General features: G+C 69.0%; 21 protein-coding genes. 13 read left to right on the top strand and 8 right to left on the bottom strand.

Going from position 1 to position 23,544, the window contains the following annotated elements:
• Positions 1–2: 2 nt before the first annotated feature.
• Positions 3–773, bottom strand: coding sequence for a 2,3-dihydro-2,3-dihydroxybenzoate dehydrogenase (locus ACH4YP_RS27855; RefSeq protein WP_361053891.1), 771 nt, complete (start codon positions 771–773; stop codon positions 3–5).
• Between the two features lie 38 nt (positions 774–811).
• On the bottom strand, positions 812–2,020 hold the full coding sequence (locus tag ACH4YP_RS27850; protein ID WP_361053746.1) for a 3-deoxy-7-phosphoheptulonate synthase: 1,209 nt from the start codon (positions 2,018–2,020) through the stop codon (positions 812–814).
• 304 nt (positions 2,021–2,324) lie between these two features.
• Here ACH4YP_RS27850 and ACH4YP_RS27845 point away from each other — a divergent pair, with 304 nt between their 5' ends.
• Entirely contained in the window at positions 2,325–3,971 is a 1,647-nt protein-coding gene (locus tag ACH4YP_RS27845; RefSeq protein WP_361053749.1) for a carboxylesterase family protein, read from the top strand.
• A 22-nt stretch (positions 3,972–3,993) separates the two neighbouring features.
• Here ACH4YP_RS27845 and ACH4YP_RS27840 read toward each other — a convergent pair whose 3' ends face one another.
• Positions 3,994–4,773 (bottom strand): VOC family protein, encoded by a 780-nt coding sequence (locus ACH4YP_RS27840; RefSeq protein ID WP_361053752.1) that lies wholly within the window; start codon positions 4,771–4,773, stop codon positions 3,994–3,996.
• Between the two features lie 9 nt (positions 4,774–4,782).
• Positions 4,783–5,451 carry a flavodoxin family protein gene (locus ACH4YP_RS27835; RefSeq protein WP_361053755.1) on the bottom strand — a complete coding sequence of 223 codons (669 nt, stop codon included), beginning with the start codon at positions 5,449–5,451 and terminating at the stop codon, positions 4,783–4,785.
• Positions 5,452–5,655: 204 nt separating this feature from the next.
• Here ACH4YP_RS27835 and ACH4YP_RS27830 point away from each other — a divergent pair, with 204 nt between their 5' ends.
• Entirely contained in the window at positions 5,656–6,051 is a 396-nt protein-coding gene (locus ACH4YP_RS27830) for a nuclear transport factor 2 family protein (protein WP_361053758.1), read from the top strand.
• A 64-nt stretch (positions 6,052–6,115) separates the two neighbouring features.
• On the opposite strand, the gene ACH4YP_RS27825 is transcribed toward ACH4YP_RS27830, so the two are convergent.
• Complete coding sequence (locus tag ACH4YP_RS27825; RefSeq protein ID WP_398493401.1) at positions 6,116–6,841, bottom strand: TetR/AcrR family transcriptional regulator; 726 nt, start codon at positions 6,839–6,841, stop codon at positions 6,116–6,118.
• A 323-nt stretch (positions 6,842–7,164) separates the two neighbouring features.
• Here ACH4YP_RS27825 and ACH4YP_RS27820 point away from each other — a divergent pair, with 323 nt between their 5' ends.
• The 6 genes from ACH4YP_RS27820 to ACH4YP_RS27795 all read left to right on the top strand — a co-directional run bounded on the left by ACH4YP_RS27820 (position 7,165) and on the right by ACH4YP_RS27795 (position 13,866).
• Positions 7,165–8,640: an MFS transporter gene (locus tag ACH4YP_RS27820; protein ID WP_361053763.1), complete on the top strand. Its 1,476-nt coding sequence runs from the start codon at positions 7,165–7,167 to the stop codon at positions 8,638–8,640.
• Positions 8,641–8,672: 32 nt separating this feature from the next.
• Positions 8,673–9,686 (top strand): isopenicillin N synthase family dioxygenase, encoded by a 1,014-nt coding sequence (locus tag ACH4YP_RS27815; protein ID WP_398493164.1) that lies wholly within the window; start codon positions 8,673–8,675, stop codon positions 9,684–9,686.
• A gap of 242 nt (positions 9,687–9,928) precedes the next feature.
• Positions 9,929–10,927 carry an isopenicillin N synthase family dioxygenase gene (locus ACH4YP_RS27810; RefSeq protein WP_398493162.1) on the top strand — a complete coding sequence of 333 codons (999 nt, stop codon included), beginning with the start codon at positions 9,929–9,931 and terminating at the stop codon, positions 10,925–10,927.
• A 30-nt stretch (positions 10,928–10,957) separates the two neighbouring features.
• Positions 10,958–11,722 (top strand): class I SAM-dependent methyltransferase, encoded by a 765-nt coding sequence (locus ACH4YP_RS27805; RefSeq protein WP_361053769.1) that lies wholly within the window; start codon positions 10,958–10,960, stop codon positions 11,720–11,722.
• 52 nt (positions 11,723–11,774) lie between these two features.
• Positions 11,775–12,503 (top strand): NAD(P)H-binding protein, encoded by a 729-nt coding sequence (locus tag ACH4YP_RS27800; RefSeq protein ID WP_361053772.1) that lies wholly within the window; start codon positions 11,775–11,777, stop codon positions 12,501–12,503.
• 319 nt (positions 12,504–12,822) lie between these two features.
• Positions 12,823–13,866 (top strand): hypothetical protein, encoded by a 1,044-nt coding sequence (locus ACH4YP_RS27795; RefSeq protein WP_398493160.1) that lies wholly within the window; start codon positions 12,823–12,825, stop codon positions 13,864–13,866.
• A 226-nt stretch (positions 13,867–14,092) separates the two neighbouring features.
• Here the strand turns inward: ACH4YP_RS27795 and ACH4YP_RS27790 are convergent, their stop codons facing one another.
• Positions 14,093–14,893: an arylamine N-acetyltransferase gene (locus tag ACH4YP_RS27790; protein ID WP_361053778.1), complete on the bottom strand. Its 801-nt coding sequence runs from the start codon at positions 14,891–14,893 to the stop codon at positions 14,093–14,095.
• A gap of 13 nt (positions 14,894–14,906) precedes the next feature.
• Positions 14,907–15,893, bottom strand: a complete 987-nt coding sequence (locus ACH4YP_RS27785) for an amidohydrolase family protein (RefSeq protein ID WP_398493158.1) — start codon at positions 15,891–15,893, stop codon at positions 14,907–14,909.
• 271 nt (positions 15,894–16,164) lie between these two features.
• On the opposite strand from ACH4YP_RS27785, the gene ACH4YP_RS27780 reads away from it, so the two are divergent.
• The 5 genes from ACH4YP_RS27780 to ACH4YP_RS27760 all read left to right on the top strand — a co-directional run bounded on the left by ACH4YP_RS27780 (position 16,165) and on the right by ACH4YP_RS27760 (position 22,476).
• Positions 16,165–17,214: a beta-ketoacyl-ACP synthase 3 gene (locus ACH4YP_RS27780; protein WP_361053783.1), complete on the top strand. Its 1,050-nt coding sequence runs from the start codon at positions 16,165–16,167 to the stop codon at positions 17,212–17,214.
• 67 nt (positions 17,215–17,281) lie between these two features.
• A complete protein-coding gene (locus tag ACH4YP_RS27775) occupies positions 17,282–17,833 on the top strand; it encodes an SRPBCC family protein (protein WP_361053786.1) in 552 nt (183 codons plus the stop codon).
• Between the two features lie 24 nt (positions 17,834–17,857).
• The gene (locus ACH4YP_RS27770) at positions 17,858–19,510 is read left to right on the top strand and encodes a class I adenylate-forming enzyme family protein (protein ID WP_398493155.1); all 1,653 of its coding nucleotides are present in this window, start codon (positions 17,858–17,860) and stop codon (positions 19,508–19,510) included.
• Positions 19,507–20,925: an FAD-dependent monooxygenase gene (locus ACH4YP_RS27765; RefSeq protein ID WP_398493153.1), complete on the top strand. Its 1,419-nt coding sequence runs from the start codon at positions 19,507–19,509 to the stop codon at positions 20,923–20,925. The genes ACH4YP_RS27770 and ACH4YP_RS27765 overlap by 4 nt, the downstream gene beginning before the upstream one ends.
• 186 nt (positions 20,926–21,111) lie before the next feature.
• Positions 21,112–22,476, top strand: coding sequence for a phospholipase (locus ACH4YP_RS27760; RefSeq protein WP_361053794.1), 1,365 nt, complete (start codon positions 21,112–21,114; stop codon positions 22,474–22,476).
• Here the strand turns inward: ACH4YP_RS27760 and ACH4YP_RS27755 are convergent.
• Positions 22,464–23,483: a helix-turn-helix transcriptional regulator gene (locus tag ACH4YP_RS27755; RefSeq protein WP_398493151.1), complete on the bottom strand. Its 1,020-nt coding sequence runs from the start codon at positions 23,481–23,483 to the stop codon at positions 22,464–22,466. The two genes, ACH4YP_RS27760 and ACH4YP_RS27755, sit on opposite strands and share 13 nt — an antisense overlap.
• Positions 23,484–23,544: the final 61 nt, after the last annotated feature.

Below are 23,544 nucleotides of genomic sequence, written 5' to 3'. Positions count from 1 at the left end.
GCTCAGGCGCCGAGTGCGGCGCCACCGTCGACCGTGAGGTCGTGCAACGTGATGTGTCCGGCCTGCTCGGACAGCAGGAACAGGACCGCGGCGGCGATGTCCTCAGGTTTGGCGGTTCGGCCCAGCGGGATTCCCACCCGGAATTCGGCGGCGTTGCCGTCGAGCGTGTGGGCGCGTCCGCTGTCGTCCTGCCACAACGACCACAGCATCGGGGTCTCGGTCGAGCCGGGAGCCACGACGTTGCAGCGGATGCCGTACCGGGCGACCTCCAGGCCGAGCGATTTGGTGAACATCGTGGCCGCCGCCTTGGACGCGGCGTATCCGCCCATCCGCACGCGTGGTGTCGCGGCAGCGTTCGAGGCCACCGTGACAATGGCGCCGCGGCCACGCGGCACCATCCGGTTCACCACCGCACGTGACACGTGGAAGACCCCGCTCGCGTTGACCGCGAACATGTCCGCCCAGTCGCGGCCGCTCAACTCGCGTATCTCGCCCACGCGCAGCAGGCCCGCCGCGTTGACCAGGTACTCCACCGGTCCCAGCCGCTCCTCGACCTGCTCGACGACCGCCTCGACCCGGGCGGAGTCGGTGACGTCGGCCGGATACGCCGTCACCGACAGCCCGGAGCCGGTCAGTTCGGCGACGCACTTGCGCAGGACGTCCCCGTCGAGATCGGCGGCGGCCACCACCGCGCCCGCCTCGGCCAGCCCGCGCACCACGGCCCGGCCGATCCCGCCCGCGGCCCCGGTCACGAGCGCGACCCTGCCCGCCATGTCCGTCGCGCCGGCTCCGGTTGTCTTCGCCATGTCCGTCACCCTCCTGTCGCCTGCCGCGGCGCGGCCGTCCCGGTCGCGGTCGTCAGAACCCCGCCCTCACCCCAGGCACCCAGGACGTCGAGGGCCTGGTCCACGGTGAGCCGCGGATCGCAGAAGCTCGTGTAGACCGTGCCGACCCGGTCGGCCTCCCACTCGTCGAGCACGCACTCGGTCACCTGGTCGGGAGTCGTCTCCAGGTGGATGCCGCCCGGGAAGGCGCCGGCCTCGGCCAGTACGGCACGGAACTCGCGGACCTCGCGCTGCAGCGTCCGTACGTAACGGGTCTTGTAACCGCCCTGCGTGACCACGGTGTTGCCGTGCATGGGGTCGGTCAGCCACACCACCGGATGCCCTGCCCCGTGCACCGCCCGGACCAGGGCGGGCAGCCGCTCGGCCACGGTGCCGGCACCCATCCGGACGATCAGGGTGAGCCGGCCCGGTTGCCGGTCGGGATCCAACATCTCGCACAGCGCCCGCAGTTCGTCCGTGTCGATGCCGGGTCCCACCTTGACCGCGACCGGGTTGACCACCTGGGCGAGCAGTGCCACGTGCGGGCCGTCGACCTGGCGTGTGCGCTCTCCGATCCAGGGCCAGTGGGTCGACGAGAGCAGCAGACCTCCGTCGGCGGTACGCCGCAGCAGTGGCAGTTCGTAGTCCAGGATCAGCGCTTCGTGGCTGGTCCACACCGGCTGCTCGATGCCGCCCGCGCGGCCCCGGTCGAGGTGGGCCATGATGTCGGCGGCGGCCATGTAGCCGGTGACCAGCCGCAGTGGATCCGGGCGCCGGTCGTCGGCGTCCGGCGCGGGACCGTTGACCAGGTGGCCGCGGAACACGGACAGTTCCCGCTCTCCGAGGCGTTCGGTCGGTCGGGACCGGGGCTTGGCGAACTGGCCCGCGATGCGGCCCACGCGCAGCACCGGTCGGTGGCCGGCCAGTTTCATCGCACCGGCGAGCAGATCGAGGACGGCGACCTTGCGGGCGACGTCGTCCGCCGTGCACTCGGCCGGGTCCTCGGCGCAGTCGCCGGCCTGGACGACCTCCGCCGCACCGGTGCTGACCCGCGCCAGGTGCGTACGCAGCACGCCCACGTCGGCCGTGTCGACAAGGCCCGGGCGGTCGGCCAGGGTCTCCCGGGCACGCTGTGCCTGCGAGGGATCATCCCAGTCCGGCTGCTGCCGTGCCTTTCCCAGCGGAATTCGCAGCATGTCCCTTGTCAATTCCGGCTCCAGCTGTCGAATGGCGTTCCGGGGCGGCCGCGGTCTTCGAAACCAGCGCCCGGTTTCGGTGATCACCTGGGTATTGATTTGAAACGAGTAAAGGCGCCACGTCCTCACCCTCGCCCGCCCGCCACTGGTCGGCCAAGAACCGATGACCCGGTTCGTCAGGTCGGCGGAAGTCTGTCAATCATGTGCACCTGACAGATGCCGCCGGACCGGCTTGGTCCACTATTTCTGATCTGCGACCGTGGTGCGGATTCCGGAAAGAACCGCTGCCGCAAAGGGAGTTCTGATGAGGCACCCCAGGAAAGCGAGGTCGCCGGAACCGGTGGTACGCGTCGGCGCGGGCGCGCTGCGTGGGACAGCGGCCGGGCCGGACGGAGGGACCGGGTCCGTCTCGGCATTCCTCGGGGTGCCCTTCATGGCCCCGCCGGTGGGGCGGCTCCGGTTCGCCTCACCGCGTCCGCACCCGCCCTGGACCGGGATTCGCCCCTGCGGCGAACATCGCTCCGCCTTCCTCCAGCCCCGCCGGGGACTGCCCCCGGTCACCGCCCCGGCGCCCGCCGGGAGCACCTCCGAGGACGCCGTTCACGCGAACGTCTGGACACCCGACGTCGCCGGTCGCCGGCCCGTGCTGATCTACGTCCACGGAGGCGGCTGGGAAGTGGGCACCGCCGCGAGTCCGACCTTCGACGGTGCCCGGCTGGCCGCACACGGGGACCTGGTCGTCGTGACCTTCAACTACCGCCTGGGGCCCTTCGGATTCGGACGGCACGAGCAGCTGACCGACCCGGTGACGGGCCTGTGCGCCAACTGGGGACTGCAGGACCAGATCGCCCTGGTCGAATGGGTGCGGACCACCATCACGGCCTTCGGCGGCGACCCGGAGAACATCACCCTGTGCGGCACGTCCGCGGGTGGCGCCGCCGTCTGGCAGCTCGCCCTGCTTCCGAGGCTGCACGGTGCGATCCGCCGGATCGTCCCGATCAGCGCCGCCCATGTCTGGACGCCGGCGTACGCACTGGAACCGGAGGAGGCGCGCACGGCGTACGAGGAGGTGGCGGGCCGACTCGGTGTCGACGTGCCCGGACTGCGCACGGTGGACGCCGAGCGGCTGCTGACGGTCTGGCAGGAGTACTTCGCGCAGGTGCCGGCCGACGGTCCGGCGAGGTCAGGACGCTGGTACCGGGGGCCCGTGGTGGACGGCGAGCTGATACCCGACCACGACGCCCACCGGCCGGTGCCCGACCTGTCGGCCCTGTTCGTCACGACCGCGACCGAGGGCGCGTTCTACACCGCCGCCACCCGTCCGCGCCCCGCCGACGACACCGGACTGCGCGCCATGGTCCGCGACCTGCTGATGAAGGGTCTCGCCGGCGTCCCGGAGCGACTCGTCGACGCAGCCGTCGGCCACTACAGCGCATGTGCCCGTGAAGCCGGACTCGCGAGCGATCCGTTCTCCCTGTACACGGAGATCCTCGGGGACGCAATGTTCCGCCACCAGATCGTCCGTACGGCCGAGCGCAGCGCTCGCGAGAGCGGCGCGCAGAGTTTCCTCATGCACTTCGAGTACGCGGTGCACCCGCCCGGGTTCGGCTCACCGCACGAGGCGACCTCGCCGTTCCTGTTCGGCACCCACGGAATTCCGCAGCACCGCGAGGCCTTCGGCGACGGGCCCCTGGAGCGGCGGGTCTCGGCGACCTTGACGGACCTGGTGGCATCCTTCGCGCACGACGGCGTGCCGCGCAGCGAACACGCTCCGCGATGGCCCGGGTTCACACCGGACCGGCCGAGCACGATGCTCCTCGGCAGCCCGGACGGCCCACGGATCGGCGCTGTCCCGAAGGCGGCCCAGCTCCTGTTCTGGGACACGGCCGCGTGGCATCCGCAGCGGCGGGGCCGGGACGGCTTGGGTCGCCGACCCGGCCCGCGGTGGTGATCGCCGGTTCAGGGGCGGCAGATCAGTCCGTGCCGCCGACGGCGCGTACGCGGAACGGTGTGCCCTCCTGGTCGGAGACCAGGGCACACCTGCCGCGCCGCGTGTCGAAGGGACCGTCGAGCAGCGAGCCGCCCAGCTCCACGGCCTTCGCCACCGCGGCATCGGCGTCGACGACACCGAACGTGACCTCCCACGACGACGGCACCCCGGCACGCTGCCTGCCGACACCGGCCACCGGGCGTCCGTCGAGTTCGAGCGTGGCGTGTCCGTCGTCCGCGCCCGCACCGGGCGCCGGTGTCACGGACAGGCCGAACACATCGGCGTAGAAGGCCGTCGACGCCTCGGCATCGCTGCTCAGACAGTGGTGCCACACGACGGAATCCGGCACATCGGCGATCTCCGAGCCCAGGTACTCGTCCGCCTGCCAGAGCGCGAACCGCGCACCGGCCGGGTCGGACGCGACCGCGAACCTGCCGTGCGTGCCGACGTCCGCCGGCGGCAGCAGCAGCGTGCCCCCGGCCTTGACGACCTTCTCCGCCGTCGTGTCCGTGCTCTCCACCGCGAAGCAGACGAGCCACCGCGGAGGGCCGGGGTGCGCCTCCCCGGACGGCCATGGCCCGATGTCGGCCACGCCCCGCCCGTTCAGCCGCGCCGTCAGATAGTGGTGGTAGTCCGGTCCGTGGTCGAAGAACGTCCAGCCGAACAGCTGCCCGTAGAAGGCGCTCGCCCGTACGGGATCGTCGACCTGCACCTCCACCCAGCACGGAGTGCCCTCCGGCCAGGGAGTGTCACGGAGTGTCATATCGCCCCGTCAGATGTCCAGGCCGAAGGTGCGCAGCCGTTCGTCGCTCACCATGGTGATCTTCGGTTCGGGGCGCAGACCCCGGGTCAGCGCCCCGGCGACCTGGAGGGTACGGAGCGTCTGGTACTCGATCGCGCCGAGGTTGTCCTCGGTCACGCTGTTCGCCTCGTGCCGCGAAATGGTGCCGGTGCCGTACGGAGCTCCGTTGCCCGGCTGATGCAGTACGGCGGCGGCCGAGCCGTTCGGCACGATCACCGCGCCCCAGTGGCAGAACGCGTTGTGCAGCGCGAGGATCGCGGCCTGCTGGCCGGCGTGGGGCATCGACCCGGAAGCGAACGCGGACACCGCCTTGTCCATCAGCTTGCCGGGTATGGCGACCGGTCCCGTGTGGTCGATGAAGTTCAGGATCTGCGGGGCCGGCAGGCCGTAGTGGACCGGCGTGCCGACCATGATCGCGTCGGCCCAGACGAGGTCGTCGAGCGCCGCGTCGGGGACGTCCGCGGTGGCCTTCGCGAGACTGGCGTGGGCGGCCTTGTCGAGGATCATCGGATCGGGGAGCTCGGGCGCCCTGCGCACGCGCACCTCGGCACCCGTGTCGAGTGCCGTCTTCGCGGCCTTCTCCACGAGCTGGTAGGTGTTCCCGCTGCGGGAATGGAAGACAATGGTGATGTTGGTCAAGGTGTCCGCTCCTTGTCGACCGAATCAGGTATCGCGGCGCGCGGATATCACCTGCATCATGCCGGTCTTGCAAAAGGCGGGGCCAAACCCGTTTCCGTAATCTGTCAGGTCCGGCCCACGGCCGGATCGTGCGGAAATCCGGAGCTGACAGACAATCGTCCCGCGCACTGTTCGCCGGGCATTCCGCACTGCTGTACTCGCCCCATGTCCGACATACCAAGCAGCGACGGTCTTCCCGTCGAACCCGCCGACCTGCCCCATGTCTTCGCCGACGCCTTCAACGCGCGGAATCTCGCATTGCTCGACGCCCTCTTCGAACCGGAGGCCATGCATGTCCTGCGGCCCGGTCGTACGTCCTCGGGCGCGCGGCGCCGGGCCGCCCTGCCGACGGTCGTGCGCGAGCGGATCCCGATCACCGTCTCACTGCGCCAGGTCTATGTGGTGGGCGACACGGCTCTGCTGATCAACGACTACGTCCACGACGGTGTGGGGCAGGACGGCGCCCATGTGCACACCGAGGGCACGGCGACCGACATCGCCCGCAGGGGTGCGGACGGCTACTGGCGCTACCTGATCTCCAACCCCGCCGGCACGGCCTGACGTTCCGGCGCCCGCCCCCTGCGCCACGCCACGACACGGCAAGGGGGCGGGGGCAGGGGCGGCCTCAGCGTTTGGTCTGCGCCTCGATCCCGTCCAGCAGGAACTCCAATCCGGCCACGAAGCTCGCGTCCCAGTCGTCATCGGCGATGTAGTTGTACGTGGCCACGGTCGGGTACTGGTCGCGCCGGCTCTCCAGGTACTCCTGCCCCAACCGGGTCTCCTCGGCGGAGAGTTGGAGGCTGGACTGAGTGGCCGTGGCACCCATCACGTGGTTGTAGAGCACCCAGGTCGCGGCGTTGAGCCGTTTGTCGGTCAGGCCCGCCCGCAGGAGCGCGGACTGCAGGAATTCCATCCAGGCCAGGAAGTTGGGCCCCATGAGCGGTCGTTGACGTGAGGGCACGGTGGCCGCCCAGGGATGCCGGAGCATGGCCTGGCGCCAGTCGTTGACCAGGGTCGCGATGTCGTTCCGCGGATTCTCGGAGTGCTGGTCCGGAACCGAGGTCTCGCCGAAGATCGCGTCGACCGCGAGGTCGACGACGTCGCTCTTGGTCGCCACGTGCCAGTACAGGGTGGTCGCGCCGACCTGCAGCCGTTCGGCCAGATGACGCATCGTCAGCCGGTCCATGCCCTCCTCGTCGAGCAGGGCGACGGCCGCCTGGACGATACGTGCGCGAGTGAGCGGTGGCTCTCCCTTGCCGCGTGGGGCCCGAAGCCAGACGTTACCCACTCCTCCGCCGGACTGGCTGCTCGAGCGCTCTTTGTCTGCGATGACGTTCACCTCCAGATTCACGCGGCTCACCCCCGGGGGTGTACTACGCGTCACCGTGTTTTCGGTTGAGTCTTGCATGCCCTGACGCCCGGTCCGCGCCCCGCCGGCACTCGTGACCGGCTGCCCGGCACTCGTGGCGACCCGTTGCGGAACCGGCGACGCCCGGTCGGTGCGTCGAATTCTGAAACTCCCAACTCCCATTGTTTCAGGGCTTGTTGAGGCCGCGCGGAGCGCCCCGGAGGGCGGTCCTCGGCCCCACCCGGTGCCCCGGTGTGTAGTAGAGTCACTCGCCACTAGACCAACGTTCGAGTTACCCGACCATAGTGCGAGTTGATGTGACAGACATGAAGCAAGAGGCCCCGACCCCCCCGGCTCAGCCCGCGAGGCGTTGGTGGACCCTTCCCGTAGTGAGCGTTGCTCAGCTGATGGTCGTGCTGGACGCGACCATCGTGAACATCGCGCTCCCGTCGGCCCAGCAGGAGCTGGGGATGACGGACACCGACCGGCACTGGGTGATCACGGCCTACGCCCTCGCCTTCGGCGGCTTACTCCTCCTGGGCGGCCGCGTCTGCGGCGCACTCGGCCATCGGAGGTCCTTCACCATCGGCCTGGTCGGCTTCGCGCTGGCCTCGGGGCTCGGCGGCGCGGCGGAGAACGCGGGCACGCTGTTCGCCGCCCGTGCGGGACAGGGCGTCTTCGCCGCGCTCCTGGCTCCGGCGGCCCTGTCCCTGCTGATCCTCACCTTCACCGACGGACGTGAGCGAGGAAAGGCCTTCGGTGTCTTCGCCGGCGTCGGCGCGGGGGGCGCGGCCCTCGGTGTGGTGGCCGGTGGACTGCTCACCGAGTACGCCGACTGGCGGTGGTGCCTCTACATCAACATCCCGATGGCCGTGATCGCCCTGGCCGGTGTCCCGTTGATCATGCGGGACCGCCCGAGCGGCGACCTGCGCAACGTCGACGTTCCCGGGGTGCTGCTCAGCGCGGCGGGCCTCGTCGCGCTGGTCTACGGCTTCACCCAGGCGGAACCGAACGGCTGGGACGACCCGAAGGTGCTCGGCCTGCTGGTCGGCGGCGTCCTCATGCTGAGCCTGTTCGTCCTGGTGGAGGCCAAGTCGCGGTTCCCGCTGCTGCCGTTGCACATTCTCGCCCACCGGGCCCGCGGTACCGCGTTCGTGTCCGTGTGCGTGATGTTCATCGCGATGTTCGGCTTCTACCTCTTCGTGAGCTACTACACGCAGACGATCCTCGGCTACTCGCCCGTCAAGGCCGGCATGACGCTGCTGGTCAACGCCGTCAGCACCACGATCGGAGCGATGCTGATCGCCGGAAAGCTGCACCGGCGGGTGGCTCCGAACGTCCTGATCGCCGGCAGCCTGCTCTCCTCCGCCGCCGGGATGCTGATCCTCACGCAGCTGGAGGTGGACAGCTCACAGGTGTTCCTGGTGTACCTGACCCCCTCCATGATCCTGACCGGCCTCGGTCTCGGTTGTCTGCTGGCCGCGGCCACCAACATGGCGACGGCCGCACTGGACCCGATGGAGGCGGGCGTCGCCTCGGCGGCGTACAACACGGTGCAGCAGGTGGGCGCCGCGTTCGGTACCGCACTGCTCAACTCCATCGCGACCAGCGCGACCGCGTCGTACCTGGACGACCACGGGGCTGGTCCGTCCGCCGTCAACGCCGGGACCGTGCACGGCTACACGGTGGCGCTCTGGGTGGCCTTCGGGGTTCTCGTGCTCGGCGCGGCCCTGGTCGGGCTGTTGTCGAGAGGGGGCCGGCGAACGGCGCAGCCGGAAGCGGTGCCCGAGACGGCGAACTAGATCGAGAAACAGTCGCAGAGGAGAAATTGGTCATGCACGACAACCAGGTGACCGCCACCGCTGCCCATGGGTTCGTACCCGTCATCGACTTGACTTCGAGGGACTCGGCGCAAGGCCGTGTCGAGATCGCGCAGGCGATCGACCGGGCGTGCACGGGTTCCGGGTTCTTCGTCGTCGTCGGCCATGGGGTCTCGCAGGACCTCATCGACCGCATGTTCACGGTGACGAGTGCGTTCTTCGCGCTGCCGGACGAGGAGAAGAACCGCGTCGCACACGGACCCGGAGTCTCCGGTTTTCGACGGATGGGCGGTACGACCGCCCTCAGCCTCGACCAGGAGTCACCGCCGGATCTGTGCCAGGCATTCGCCGCGCACGTGACCGGCGAGCTGTGCGACGAGGAGCGCAGGGCACTCGGCAACCAGTGGGCGACCTGGACTCTGGCGAACATCTGGCCGGAGAACCCCGCCGACTTCCGCGAGGTGTGGGCCGAATACATGGCCGCCGTAAGCGACTTGGCCGCTGATCTGATGCGGTTGTTCGCTCTCGCGTTGGGTCTGGAGGAGGGGTTCTTCGAGGACAAGTTCGACCGTCATGGTTCGTCGGTGGCGGTGAACTACTACCCGCCGCAGGTGGTGGCGCCGTTGCCGGGGCAGTTGCGGCGGGGTCCGCACACCGACTTCGGGAGTCTGACGATCCTGTATCAGGAGGACGACCGGGGTGGTCTTCAGGTGTTGCAGGGGGCGGACGAGTGGCGTGACGTCTCGGCGATCCCTGGGAGTTTCGTCGTCAACATCGGTGACCTGATGGCGTTGTGGACGGGTGGGCGGTGGGTGTCGACCATGCATCGCGTGGTGAACCCGGAGCGTGGTGACACGTCGTCCCGGCTGACCATCCCGTTCTTCTATCTCCCCAACCACGACGCCTCCATCGAACCCATGCGGCCGTTCACGGTGCCGTGCGACGACCGGCCGCATTTCGGTACCGGAGTGATTGCCGGTCAGTGGATGTCCGAGAAGCTCCGGAAGATGTTCGCCGGAACCGCGTAGCGCAAAGGAGGTGTTCACACCGGCATCGGCCGAGTCGTCGGCGGATTTGCCCTCCCCCGAGAGGCACATCCGTCGACGGCTCGGCCGTTCGTCGTGCGCGGTCGGAAGCCCGAGGCAGAAAAGACCGGTCGATATGTTTTTCGGGGCGTGATGAGTTGACAGATTCAACCGCGGGGCGTGGCGACCCGCTGTCGGCCGGACCTACGCTCGACGAGCAGAACATCACGGAAAGAGGGAATGTCTTGAATCGTGATCAACTGACCGTCACCGTGACCGATGGTTTTGTCCCGGTCATCGACCTCTCTTCCAGGGGAAGTGCTCGCGGGCGGGCCGCGATTGCCGAGGCGATCGGCAATGCGTTGCGCAGCTCCGGGTTTTTCATCGTCGTGGGTCACGGAGTTTCCGCGGAGCTGGTCGACCGTATGTTCACGGCGACCAATTCGTTCTTCAAACTCCCTGACGGGGAAAAGGACCTGGTTGCCTCCCGCCCCGGAGTGTCCGGATACCGCAGGGCCGGCGGGACACTCGCGCGCAGCCTCGACCAGAAGACACCCCCGGACCTGTGTGAGACCTTCGCCGCGCACGTGACCGGAGAGTTGAGCGACGAGGAGCGCAGCACACTCGGCAACGAGTGGGCGAGCTGGACACACAAGAACATCTGGCCGAAGGACCCCGCGGACTTCCAGAAGGCCTGGCAGGAGTACATGGGGGCCATGGGGGAGCTGGCCGCTGATCTGATGCGGTTGTTCGCTCTCGCGTTGGGTCTGGAGGAGGGGTTCTTCGAGGACAAGTTCGACCGTCATGGTTCGTCGGTGGCGGTGAACTACTACCCGCCGCAGGTGGTGGCGCCGTTGCCGGGGCAGTTGCGGCGGGGTCCGCACACCGACTTCGGGAGTCTGACGATCCTGTATCAGGAGGACGACCGGGGTGGTCTTCAGGTGTTGCAGGGGGCGGACGAGTGGCGTGACGTCTCGGCGATCCCTGGGAGTTTCGTCGTCAACATCGGTGACCTGATGGCGTTGTGGACGGGTGGGCGGTGGGTGTCGACCATGCATCGCGTGGTGAACCCGGAGCGTGGTGACACGTCGTCCCGGCTGACCATCCCGTTCTTCTATCTCCCCAACCACGACGCCTCCATCGAACCCATGCGGCCGTTCACGGATTCGTCCGCGGTGGAGCGATTCGACACGGTGACCGTCAGCGAATGGGTATCGCGCAAGGTGCAGAAGATATTCAGCTGAGCTTCGGGTGAGTCGACAGAGAGGCAGTGGATGATGCAGAAGAGCACACATCACGACCGGATCAGCGAGCAGTATCAGGCTTCGAGCACTCAGTACGACAACGTCAAGAATCTCCCCTACGCCTTCGTCGAACGCGAGACCCTGCTCTCCGGGATACCGGATCTGGCCGGGAAGCGAGTCCTGGACGTGGCCTGCGGCACGGGATTCTATTCCCGTATGTTCAAGCGCCTCGGTGCCGAGAGCGTCGTCGGCATCGACATCGAGAAGAGCATGGTCGACGTGGCTCGCCAGATCGAGTCCGAACAGCAGCTGGGTATCACGTACGAAGCAGTGGACGCCGCCGAACTTCCCGTGCTCGGCGAATTCGACGTCGTCGCGCCCATCTGGGCCTTCGTCCACGCCAAGGACACCGTCGAGTACCACGAGATGGTGCAGCGGTGCGCGAACAACCTGGTGCCGGGCGGCCGGATGGTCGCGCTGTGCTCGAACCCGGACATCGACCTTCAGAAGATGTCCGTCTATCCGCGCTACGGCCTCTCCATCACGCCGAAGGAGAAGCACGGCGACCTCCAGGTGATCCACATCGAGATGGACGTCGATCCGCACGTCGGGTTCGACGGGTTCTTCTGGCCGGCCGGCACCACGGAGCAGGCGATGGAGAAGGCAGGTCTGGTAGATGTCCAGCGGTTGCCGAACCGTGCTCCCGGGCATCACGCCGGACTGTCCCAGAAGGGGTACTGGGCCGACTTCGTAGCGAATCCGCCGTTCGCGCTCTACACCGCCGTCAAGCCGTAGTCCGGAACGGTGGAACAGGAGCCGTGGAACTCTTTCGAGACGGAGAAATCCATTGAAGCTCGCTCTGTTCGGAGCAAATAGTTCGACGGGTCGGCATCTCACCGAGCAGGCGCTCGCCGCGGGTCACACGGTGACTGCTGTCGTCCGGCGGCCCGACGGTTTTCCGCTGTCCGACCCGAAATTGCAGACTCTCGGCGCGGACGTGTTCGACAAAGCGGCTGTCGAGCGGGCGATCGCCGGGCAGGACGCGGTCATATCGATTCTGGGAGTGCCCTACGCGCGTCAGCCGGTGACTGTGCTCTCCCGGGGAATCACACACATCACGGACGCGATGGCCACGCACGGTGTGAAGCGCCTGATCACCGTGACGTCCCGGCTGCTTGCCGCGCACGCGAATCGCCAAGCCGGTGAGCAGCCGCTCTGCGAGCGGTTCATGTACCGCAGAGTGCTCTACCCCCTTCTCACCACCATGGGGCGGACGCTGTACGACGACATGGTGCGGATGGAGCAGATCGTGCGTGCGACGGACCTCGACTGGACCATTGTCCGGCCGTCGGCCCTCTACAACACCGACATCGTCAGCAATTACCACTTCGGTCCGCCGGAGTCGCCGGGTCTCTATACCTCGCGTATCGATCTGGCGCATTCCTTGTTGCGTGAGGTGACCGACAACTCTCATGTGCACTCGGTGGTCTCTGTGTTCACCACCGAGGGGGTTCCGACCTTCGGCGACGTGCTGAAGAAGGAAGTCATGCGCATCGGGTCCTGGGACCACAAGTAGCTTCAGGTCATGTCCGGATGGCGACACTGCCTGTAATAGGTGCTGTCGCCATCCGTGCGTTTGTGCCCTCATTCTCCAAACCCACAAGTTTATGAACGACTCAATTTCTACCCACGGCTAAAAGGCTGTGGCAATCCCTGAACGGGTGTGGCAGCCTCGACAGGGCGATCGCGTCCGTCCGCACACACGCGAAGGGGCACTTCAAGGGGGAGATGCGCCAGTGCGCAAAGGATCACATCTCGCAGCATTCCTGGAGAGGCTGAACTGGTCGCCGGAACGGCTTTCCCGCGAAATAAATCGACGGTACGGCGAGGGTACGGTGAGCCTCAAGGCCCCGTACGGCTGGACAAAAGGGGCGTATCCGCGGGGTCAACTACCTGAATTCGTCGCCGGCGTGCTCTCCGACCAGCTGGGCAGAGCGATCGATGTCAGCCAGATCTGGCCACAGCGTTTCCCGGACGCCGAGCCCGGTGGCGTCGGTGACCCGGGGCTCGGCCCGCCGTGGTCCGAGGAGCACGTCGACCGCATCCTGTTCCCGCTCCTGGAACAGGAGAACGACGTCAACGGACGGGCGCCCTGGCCCGGCGAACCGGTCTCCGGTGCCGTGCTGGTGTCCCTCGCCGTCGACTGGCTCACGGCGGACAGCACGCCGGCCGCGGGGCGTTCGGAAGGCTCCGAGCTCTCCGCGGAGACGGTCGACGTCCTGGTCGGCTGGATCGCCCGGCTGCGCAGGCTGAGCGCCTCGCAGAGCGGTGTCGCCCTCGTCATGGACTGGGCGGTGCACGAACTGCGCTGGGCCCGGCACCTGGCCCAGGAGGCCGCCTACGACGCACCGACCGGCAGGCGACTGTACGCGGCGATAGCCGAACTGGCGCAACTCGCGGGCTGGCTGGCCGAGGACCAGGGTCAGTACGTACAGGGCCAGCAGTTCCTGCTGGCGGCGCTGCGTGCGTCGGCCCTCGCGGGTGACCGGAACCTGGGCGCGGGCATCCTCGCGTGCCTCAGCTGCCATCTCACCAAGTGCGGCAACGGACGAGACGCGCAGCGGCTCAGGAAGCTCGCGGACGCCGGCATGGGCGACGCGGTGCCGGGCGCGCTGCGCTCACTCCTGGCCTCGCGTGAGACGGGTGTGGACGCGCGGTTCGGTGACGAGCTGGCGCTCGTGGAACGGGACGGGGCCACGGTCGGGCGCGCTGCCGCCGAGCAGTGTGCCGCTGCCGTCGGGTCCCTGTGTGAGGAGGAAGAGGAGTGGCTGCTCGGTCAGCCGCCCTCGCGTGCCGAGGTGTCGGTGGCGGACGCACATGGAGACCTGAGCAGACGTGGTGGCGCGCTGACGGTCAACGGCCGGCGCGGCGAGGCGTGAACGCTTCTCAAGGACGTGGCCGATTCCGGTCGGTGACCGCCCGCTCGCGTAGGTCGGTCGGTCCTTCGTAGCGGTGGAGCGTGGTGCCGCGGCCGGAACAACGGCGGCGCGGGGCGTGTCCGGTGTCGTTGGCCCTTCGCCGACTGGGCAGGGCGAGCCCGGACACGGCCCGCCCCGGCAGTTGGTCCGGCCGGCGGTGTCGGATCGGCGGCGTCCGACGCCGAGGTCAGTCGAACGACATCGGCACCGTGACGCCGCTGCCCGCCTTGACCGGAAGCTGCCCCAGTTTGATCCCGAACCACTTGTCGTACGCCTCGAGGATCTCGTGCTCGTCGGCCAGCCGCCGGCTCTCGCGGTTCCCGCCGACGACGACCGTGAGCTGGTCCTCCTTCAGCGTGACCCGGCCGTTCTCGGTCGGCAGCGAGCAGAACAGGTTCTGCAGGAACGGCGAATCCGGCGCGGTCCGGTACCACCAGAGCGTGGGCCCGAAGTCGGAGACGCTGCAGGGAACGTCGTACACCCGGTACTGGAGTGTGCCGTTCACCCGTACGTCGACACCGCCGTCGTCCGCGGCACTGATCTGGAAGCGGCCGTGCGGGTCCTCCTGCACCTCTTCCGTCTCCAAGGACAGCGGATACCTGCTGTTGCGGCCGAAACCGACGTCGACCAGCCAACTGTTCCCCTCTGCGCGGACCTTGAGGGCCAGATGGCACAGTGGGGCGGTCAGTTCGTCCTTGATCCACACCCGGCCGGGCATCACGGACACGTCGTAGCCAAGGCTCTCCAGCAGAAGGGCGAGGGCCGGATTGACTTCGTAACACCCGCCGCCCCGACGCTCCCTGACGATCTTGTCGACGACCCTTTCGTCCATGAGGATCTCTTCGCCGAGGTGGTAGCCCAGGTTCTCGAAGGGAACGGACAGCAGATGCCGCATCTGCAGGGTGCGGAGGGGTTCCAGCTCGGGCTTCTCGGGACGCTGCGCGGAAATTCGGTCAAGATACGCGGTTACCGTGGTCTCGTCGAGCATGCTGACGGCTCTCCTACTGGTCGTTGAATCGTGGGAAGAGATCGGTCGCGTTGCCGACTTGGATGCGCGCCAGTTCGTCCGGCGTGAATCCGCCGTGCTCGGTGATGTAACGAGCACCCTGCGCGCCGAACGACTCCGGCATGAACGGAAAGTCCGAGCCGACGAGAATGCGGCCCGCCCCCGCGAACGAGCGCACCGACGTGAAGGCATGCGGGTCGCCGATCATGGCGGTGTCGCCGTAGAGGCGGCGCAGATAGCCGATCGGGTCGCTCGGCAGCCGCTCCGCGAGATCGGCGCGGATCAATGGACCGCAGGCGAGCCGGGCGGCGTAGTACGCGACACCGCCACCGCCGTGGGAGAGGATCACCCGCAGCCCGGGATGGCGCTCCAAGGTGCGGTTGTAGAGCAGTTGGGCCGTCAGCCGCACGGTCTCGAACGGGAACTCGCAGAGCGAGACCGGCAGTCCGAAGGTCGGCTGGTCGACAGGGGGAGCCGTCGGATGGACGAACAGCGGCGTCCCCCGCCGGGCCGCCTCGGCGTGGAACGCGTCGAGCGACGGATCCCCGACGTACACACCGCCGTAGTTGGTGACCAGACCGACACCGTCGAGGCCCAGCACGTCCATGCTGTACGCCAACTCCTCCAGCGCGGCGTCCACATGGGGCAGCGGCAGTACGGCGAACGCGCCGAGGCGGCCGGGGTGCGCGGCGACCAGCTCGGCGAGGAACTCGTTGACCCGGCGGGCCAGTCGGGCACCCGTCGAGGCGTCCACGGGGGGCACTCCCGGCCATATGTTGACCACGGCCGCCCGAATGCCCTGCCGGTCCATCATCGCCAGGCTTGTCTCGATCTTCCACTCGGGTCTGTCCACGCCGGGCAGCGTGGAGGCGAACCCGAGAGCGCGAAGTTCCTCGACGTAGAATTCCGGAATGACATGGTGATGGACGTCTATCGCATCGGTCCAAATGGGTCCTGGTGGCGCGGAATTACTCGTCCCCATGAATATCCTTCGTTCGGGCGGCCGAGCACATCGACCGTCAACGCTACGTATTCGCCCTCCGGGCGTCGACGTGTCGGCCTGAAATCTGTCAACTTCTGCTTGCCGAACGGGCATCCGGCTATTGCCGGGCGTCGAGCTGACACTTATTGCCGCATTGTCTGGGGAGTCGGGTGCGCCGCTGACTATGTTCCGACGCAGAGCTGTCGTACCCGATGTCGCACGGATATCCGATCAGAGACGCCCGTGCGGCGACGACCTGAAATGAGTCAGCATGGCCAGTCGTGCAGCAGCCGTCCACCACGCGGAGGCGGTCGGCATACTCGGCACCGGGTCCTGCCTCCCCGGCAACGTCGTGACCAACGACGACGTCGGTGCACCCGCCGGCGTGACGGACGAGTGGATCACCCGGAAGACCGCGATCCGTGAACGCCGCTGGGCGAAGTCGGACGAGGCGACCTCGGATCTGGCGGCGATGGCCGCGCGCATGGCGCTGGACGACGCCGGGGTGCGCGCCGAGGACATCACGCTGGTCCTCGTGGCGACGTCTACACCGGACTCACCGCAGCCGCCCACCGCAACTGTGGTCGCCGCCCATCTCGGTGTCCCCGCAGGCACCCCCGCCTTCGACATCAACGCCGTGTGCAGCGGCTTCGTCTTCGCGCTCACGACGGCGGAACGGATGATCCGCGGCAGTGGCGGACACGCTGTCGTCATCGGCGCCGACATCTACTCCCGCACACTCGACCCCACCGACCGCAGGACCGTCGTGCTCTTCGGCGACGGCGCGGGAGCCGTGGTCCTCGGGCCCACCACGGGCGGCGGTGTGCTGGCCACCAGGCTCGCCACCTTCCCGGAGGAGCGGGAGCTGATCCGGGTCCCCGCAGGGGGCTCGCTGCTTCCCGCCTCACCGGCGACCGTCGAACAGGGCCTGCACTACTTCACGATGGACGGTCCGGCGGTACGCCGCTTCGTGGAGAGCCGGGTCGGACCGCTGATCCGCTCCTTCCTGGAGACCCACCTCCCGGACCGTGAGAGGCCGCCGCACTTCGTGCCGCACCAGGCCAACGGCCGGATGATCGAGGCGCTCGCCGCGGACCTCGGATTTCCGCCCGAACACACCCACACCACGGTGTCGCGTTTCGGGAACACCGGGGCGGCGTCCGTGCCGATCACCCTCGACCACGCCGCCGGCCTTCTGGCACCCGGAGATCCGGTGGTGCTCGCCGGATTCGGCGGAGGCATGGCCGCGGGTCTCGCCCTGATCGAGTGGGAACTGCCGCGACGGCGGGGCACCGCCGCGAGGACAGCGGACGCCGCGTGACGGCGGGACCTGACGAACCCGCCGACCGTTTCACCGTCCTGCCCGCACGCGCGGAGAGGATTTCCCCATGAACACAGAAAACGATGACGCGCTCTTCGAGGTCAGTGTCGAATCACATGTCGCCGAAGCTCCCGACTTCGTCTACTCGGTGGTCAGCGATCTGCCGCGCTGCCACGAGTGGAGTGAGGAATGCACCGGCGGCGAATGGATTCACGGTGCCCCCGGCACCGTCGGCTCGGTGTTCCGCGGCCACAACTTCCGCCGTGCCGAGGTGGTGGCGTGGGCGCCGGTGGTCCGCGGCGTGTGGACCACTACGGCCGAGGTGACGACTGCCGAGCCCGACCACCGTTTCTCCTGGGCGATGCGGACCAGTACCGGCCGGGCCCAGGACAGCGTCTGGGGGTTCACCCTGCGATCCGACGACGGCGGCACGCGGCTCACCCACCATTTCCGGATGGGCACCGCGACCGAAGGAATCCGCGGCATCACCGCGGAGATGAGCACCGACGAGAAGAAGAGGTTCTTCGAGGAATGGGGGGCCAAGGTGGAAGCGGATATGGCCGCCACCGTCGCACGCCTCAAGAAGGTGATCGAGTCCAGCCGCACCAACACCCCGTAAACACGACGTGATCGAGGTTGACGCATGCTTCTCCAGCGCATAGGAAATCGCGGCATCAGGCTGGGCACGCTGTTCGACCGGGCAGCGGCCCGGTACCCGACGAACGTCCTGCTCCTCGACCACGATCTGGACATCGCGCCGGAACGCGGGCGGGTCATGACGATGACCGACGTCGCCGATCTCGCCGGCGATTTCGCCTCGCGGCTCTGGCGAGCGGGCCTGCGGCCCGGCGACCACGCGGTGATCCACAAGAGCAACGCGTTCGACATCACACTGCTCGCCGTCGCGGCCGCGCGGATCGGAGTCGTCCCGATCCTTCTGTCGCCCCACCTGGACGGCGGGACGGTCACCGCACTGCTGCGGAGGGTCGATCGCCCCCACCTGATCACCGACGCCACGAAGCTGACCGGCTCCCTGCCCGACACGGTCTTCGCGCTCACCCGTCAAGTCCTGCTGGCTTCGGGCACCGACGAACGCGCCACGTCCCTGGCGGAGCTGGCGGGTGCGCCGCGGGTCCCGGCGCTGGAACTGCCCTACGACCACCCGACGTTGGTGACGCACACCTCCGGCACCACGGGCCTCCCGAAGCTGGCCGTCCACACGGCCTACAGCCTGGAGGCCCGCTACCGGCCGCAGGCCCTGGCCACGGCGCTCATGCGGCGGCGCGAGCCGGTGGCCATCCATGTCTCGTTCGTGCACTCTCGCCTGTTCACCGCACTCGCCATCTCCCTGCTGCGCGGCTTCCCCGTGGCGGTCCTCGCGGACGCCGATCCCCAGCGGGTGTCCCAGCTGTTCGCCCGTCTGCGCCCGGGCGTCCTGGAAGCCCACCCGAACACCTACCTGAGCTGGGAGGAGTTGGCCTCCGACCCGCTCGAACCGCTGTCCAACGTGAAGTTCTTCAGCAGTACGTTCGACGCACTGCACCCGCGCACCGTACGCACCCTGATCGGCGCGTCCCGGCGCAGGACTCCGCGCTTCGGCCAGATCTACGGGCAGAGCGAGATCGGCCCGAGCGTCGCCCGTTCGTACGGCAGGCACCGCTCGCCGGACGCGGACGGACGCTGCGTGGGCATTCCCTTCCCGGGCATGACCGGGGTGCGCGTGGTGAGCCGCGACGGCAGGCGGCCCACCCCGTCCTCACCGGGGTGGATCGAGGTCAGGAGCGACGGCCGGATCCGGACCTATCTGGGCGAGGACGAGCGGTTCCAGGGGCAGGCCGACGAGCAGTGGTGGCGCATGGGCGACTTGGGCTACCGCACGCGCTGGGGCTGTCTGCACCTCATGGACCGGGAGGTCGACGAGATCCCCGGCTTCGGCAGCACGCTCTCGGTGGAGGACCAACTGTTCTCGCGCATCCCCGAACTGACCGAGGTCGTGATCATTCCCACCGAGGAGGGACCGCCCCGGCCGGTGCTGTGCACCAGGGACGACCGGCCGCTGGACCGTGAGGTCTGGCGGACCGCGGTGGCCGACCTGCCGGAGATGGCCGAGCCGGAGCAGTGGCGGCAGGCGGATCTGCCGCAGACGGCCACCGCCAAGATCAAGCGTCTCGAACTGGCCCGTCTCGTCGGTGTGGACGGGGCTCTGGGCAGGGTCCTGGAGGGTCCCCCGGACGAGGTCGCGGGCGATGAGCCGGCCGGGGATTCGGCAGACGAGCCGGACGCGGAGCGGGCATGACAGCGATCGTGATCGCGGGGGGCGGCATCGGCGGCCTCGCCGCGGCACTGAGCCTCCGGTCCCGTGGCCACCGGGTGGTGGTGTGCGAGCGCAACGACGAGTTCGCCGAACTGGGCGCGGGCATTCAGCTGGCGCCGAACGGGGTGCACGCACTCGACCGGCTCGGCCTGGCCGCGGCCGTCCACCGCATCGCCGTACCCGTCGAGGAACTGCGGTTCATGGACGGCGTCTCCGGCGACCACGTGGTCAGCATGCCGCTCGGCGAGCGCTATCGGAGCCGCTTCGGCAACGCCTATGTCGTGGTGCACCGCGGCGAGCTCTACCGGTTGCTGCTGCAGGCCTGCCGGGACGGCGACGGTATCGAGCTGCGGTCTTCCAGCCAGGTCGTCGGCTACGAACACGCCGACCGTGGAGTGCGGGTGGGGCTGGAGGACGGCCGCACCCTGACTGCCGACGCCCTCGTCGGCGCCGATGGCCTGCACTCGGCCGTGCGGGCGCAGCTGGTCGGAGACGGCCCGCCGCGCAACGCGGGCATCACCGTGTTCAGGTCGATCGTGCCGATGGAACGAGTGCCCGAGGACCTGCGTCACCGATCGGTGACCTGGTGGGCGGGACCGGGCCGCCACTTCGTGCACTACCCGATCGTCGGCGGCCGCTACCTCAACCTGGCGCCAAGCGTGGAGAACCGGCCGACCGAGACGTTCGCCGGAGTGGCGGTGTCCGCGACGGAGGTGCGGGAGGAGTTCGCCGTGCTCTGCGACGCCGCGCAGCGACTCCTGGCGCTGGGCACGGAGTGGAAGGCGTGGGTCCTGGTGGACCGGGAGCCGGTGGACGTCTGGGTCGACGGCCGCGTCGCCCTGCTCGGCGACGCGGCCCACCCGATGCTCCACTACGCGGCGCAGGGCGCCTGCATGGCGCTGGAGGACGCGGTGGCCCTCGGAGACCTGCTGAACTGCTCGGCGGAGCACTTCGACGTCCGGCTTCGCCGCTTCAACGCGGCACGTCGGGAGCGCACCACGCGAGTGCACCGGCTTGCCCGCGACAGCATCGGACTCTGGCACGCGCGGGACGAGTCGGCCACCGCCCGCAACAAGGCGCTGGCAGCCATGTCGGCGACGGACCTCCACGACTACGTGGCATGGCTGCACGAAGCACGGAACTTCGTCGCGCCGGACACCGCACCGCAGCCGGTCTCTTCCGCGACGGCCACGGACCGGCCGTCGACCGTGAGCGGCACCGGCCGGTCGTGGACCGCGCCGGGTGCCGCCTCTCCGTCGACTCCGGCCGACGAGGTCACGTACACGCTCGCGGGCCCCCTCGGTCCCGCGGACGGCGACCACGTGGACCGCACGGCGAACTCCGCGCCCGTCGAGATCCACACACTGGGCGGGCGGCTGGATCCGACGGACCTGTGAGAAGCCGATGTACCGCTCGCGTACCGCCGAGGGCCGTGGGGCGGCGGCTCGATGTCGCCGCCCTGTCCGGCCGGTCCGGGCTATTGACCGGTACATACCAAGCCGATTGAGTGTCCCGCGCAGACCCCCCATTTCCCGGCTGCCGTTTTCGGCGCCGTCGCGCTGCTGAAAGGGACCCCGACCGACATGCGGATGCATCGCCCCCTGCTCGCCCTCACCGCCGCCGCAGCGGCACTCACCTCCGTCCTGGCCGCTCCCGCCCACTCGGCGGCGGTCCCGACGGGAGGTGTGTTCTACGTGCAGAGCGCGGTCACCGGCCTCAATGCCGCCGACAGCGGGGGAGCGGTCGTCCAGCGCAACCCCAAGGGCAACGAGGACCGCCAGCAGTGGACGCTCCGGTCGAGCGGCGCGTCGTACGTGCTGGAGAGCACCGACACGGCGGGCAGCTGCCTCGGCCGCTCCGGCGGTCAGGCGAGAACCGTGGCCTGTACGAGCGGCGACGCCCCGTGGGAGATCACGGCGACGGGGACCGATCAGTACCGGCTCAAAGTCCCGGGCGCAGACCAGTACTTGACCGTGGCCGCGAAGCCGTCCGGCTCCAACTACCCAGCCCAACTGGCCCTGGGCGCGGCGGGGAACCTGGCCTCCTGGTACCTGACTCCCACGGCGTCCCCGACCTCCCCGATGCCGTCCCAGGACCAACGCACCCTGGACCAGGTCACGTTCCTCACGTCCCACAACGCGTACGCGAACGGCGTCGACGGCGGATTCGCACCACCCTTCGTCAACCTCGTCCCCAACCAGAGCCGCGGAATCAACCAGCAACTCGCCGACGGCGTACGCGGGTTCATGCTGGACATCCACCAGACCTCCGACGGCGCGATCCTCTGCCACAACAGCTGCACCCTTGTCAGCCGGCCGGTCGCGCTGTGGGTGGACATCCAGCGCATGGTCGACTACCTGAGGGCGAACCCGAACGACGTCGTCACCGTCTTCCTGGAGGACTACGTCGACCCGGGCGTCCTGCGCAGCGAACTGGCCCGCGTGAACGGCCTGGCCGACGTGCTGTACCGCCCCGACCAGACCGGCGTCCGCACCAAGGGCTGGCCGAAGATGTCGGAACTCGTCGCAGCCAACGACCGTCTCCTCATCTTCACCGACCACAGCCGCTCCGCCGACCAGTCCGCCGGCCTCACCCGCGACACCTTCGGCGTCATGTACCAGCGCGAGTGGACCGTCGAGAACTACTGGTCCATGGGCTCGGGACTGGGCAGCTCCGACTGGTCCTGCTACAGCCGCTGGTACGACGCCAACTCCAACGTCCCCCTCACCGCCACGGCGCCGCCGTTCCGGCCGCTCTTCGTCATGAACCACTTCCGTGACGCCGCGATCGCCTCCACGGCCACCACCGACAACACCAAACTCACCGACCGGGCCCAGCGCTTCTGCCAGCCCGCCGCCCGCAAGAAGCCCAACTTCCTCGCCGTGGACCGGTACGACCTCGGGAACCCGGCGGCCGCGGTGTCGACGCTGAACGGCTACACGTACTGACGCTGCTCGCCAGGTGTGCCCGCCGCCGCGTTCACGTAGCGGCGGGCCAACTGCGCGAAGGCGTCCCTGAGTTCGGCAGGGCCGACGACCTCGATGTCGGCGTCGAACCTGCCGATGTCCGCGGCCAGGCCGGGCCACGACCACGAACCCAGGACCAGCCGGCAGCGGTCCGGGCCCAGCTCCTCGACGAGTCCGTCGCGGGAGTAGCGGGACACCTCGGCGGCGGGGAGCCCGAGGATCACCTCGCCGAGGCAGGGCCAGTCGCCGGAGCCGCCGGAGTCGTCCGAACCCCGGAACCGGCCCGCCACGAAGGCGGCCACATCACCCCCGGGCACCTCACGCGGGATGAACCGGGGCCCCGTAGGGACACGCGGAGCGATCCGGTCGGCGCGGAACGTGCGCCAGTCCTCGCGGTCCAGGTCCCAGGCGACGAGATACCAGCGCCCGCCCCGGGTGACGAGGTGATGGGGCTGCACCCGGCGCGGCGCGGTCACGGCGGGATCGCCGTCGCCTCGTTTCGGGGAGGCGTAGTCGAAGCGCAGCACCTCGCGCGCGTGGACGGCGGCGCCGAGTGCCATGAGTACGCCACTGTCGACCCGCGACTCCGGCCGGGTCGCGGATCGCCCGACGGCGGTGACCTTGAGCATGTCGATCCGGTGGCGCAGGCGCCCGGGCATGACCTGCCGGACGGTGGTCAGCGCACGCGCCGCGGCCTCCTCGATGCCGGCGCCGGAGGTCGTGGCGATCTGGAGTGCCACGGCGAGGGCGACGGCCTGCTCGTCGTCGAACAGCAGCGGCGGCAGGTCGGTTCCGGCGTCGAGCCGGTAGCCACCGTCAGGGCCTTTGAACGCCACGATGGGATAGCCGAGCTCGCGCAGACGGTCGACATCGCGGCGCACGGTACGCGGACTGATGTCCAGCCGCTCCGCCAGCAGCGCCCCCGGCCAGTCCCGGCGTGCCTGGAGCAGTGAGAGCAGCGACAGCAGTCGGGCTGATGTCTTCGGCATGGCACCCATGGTGCCCCGAGTAGAGGACACTCCCTGACCGCTTCTCCTGCGACTGTCGGTC

It is taken from the genome of Streptomyces sp. NPDC020747, assembly GCF_044334695.1.
Lineage (GTDB): Bacteria > Actinomycetota > Actinomycetes > Streptomycetales > Streptomycetaceae > Streptomyces.
Note: the sequence above shows the minus strand (reverse complement) of the source record. Positions and strands in the feature narration are given on the sequence as shown.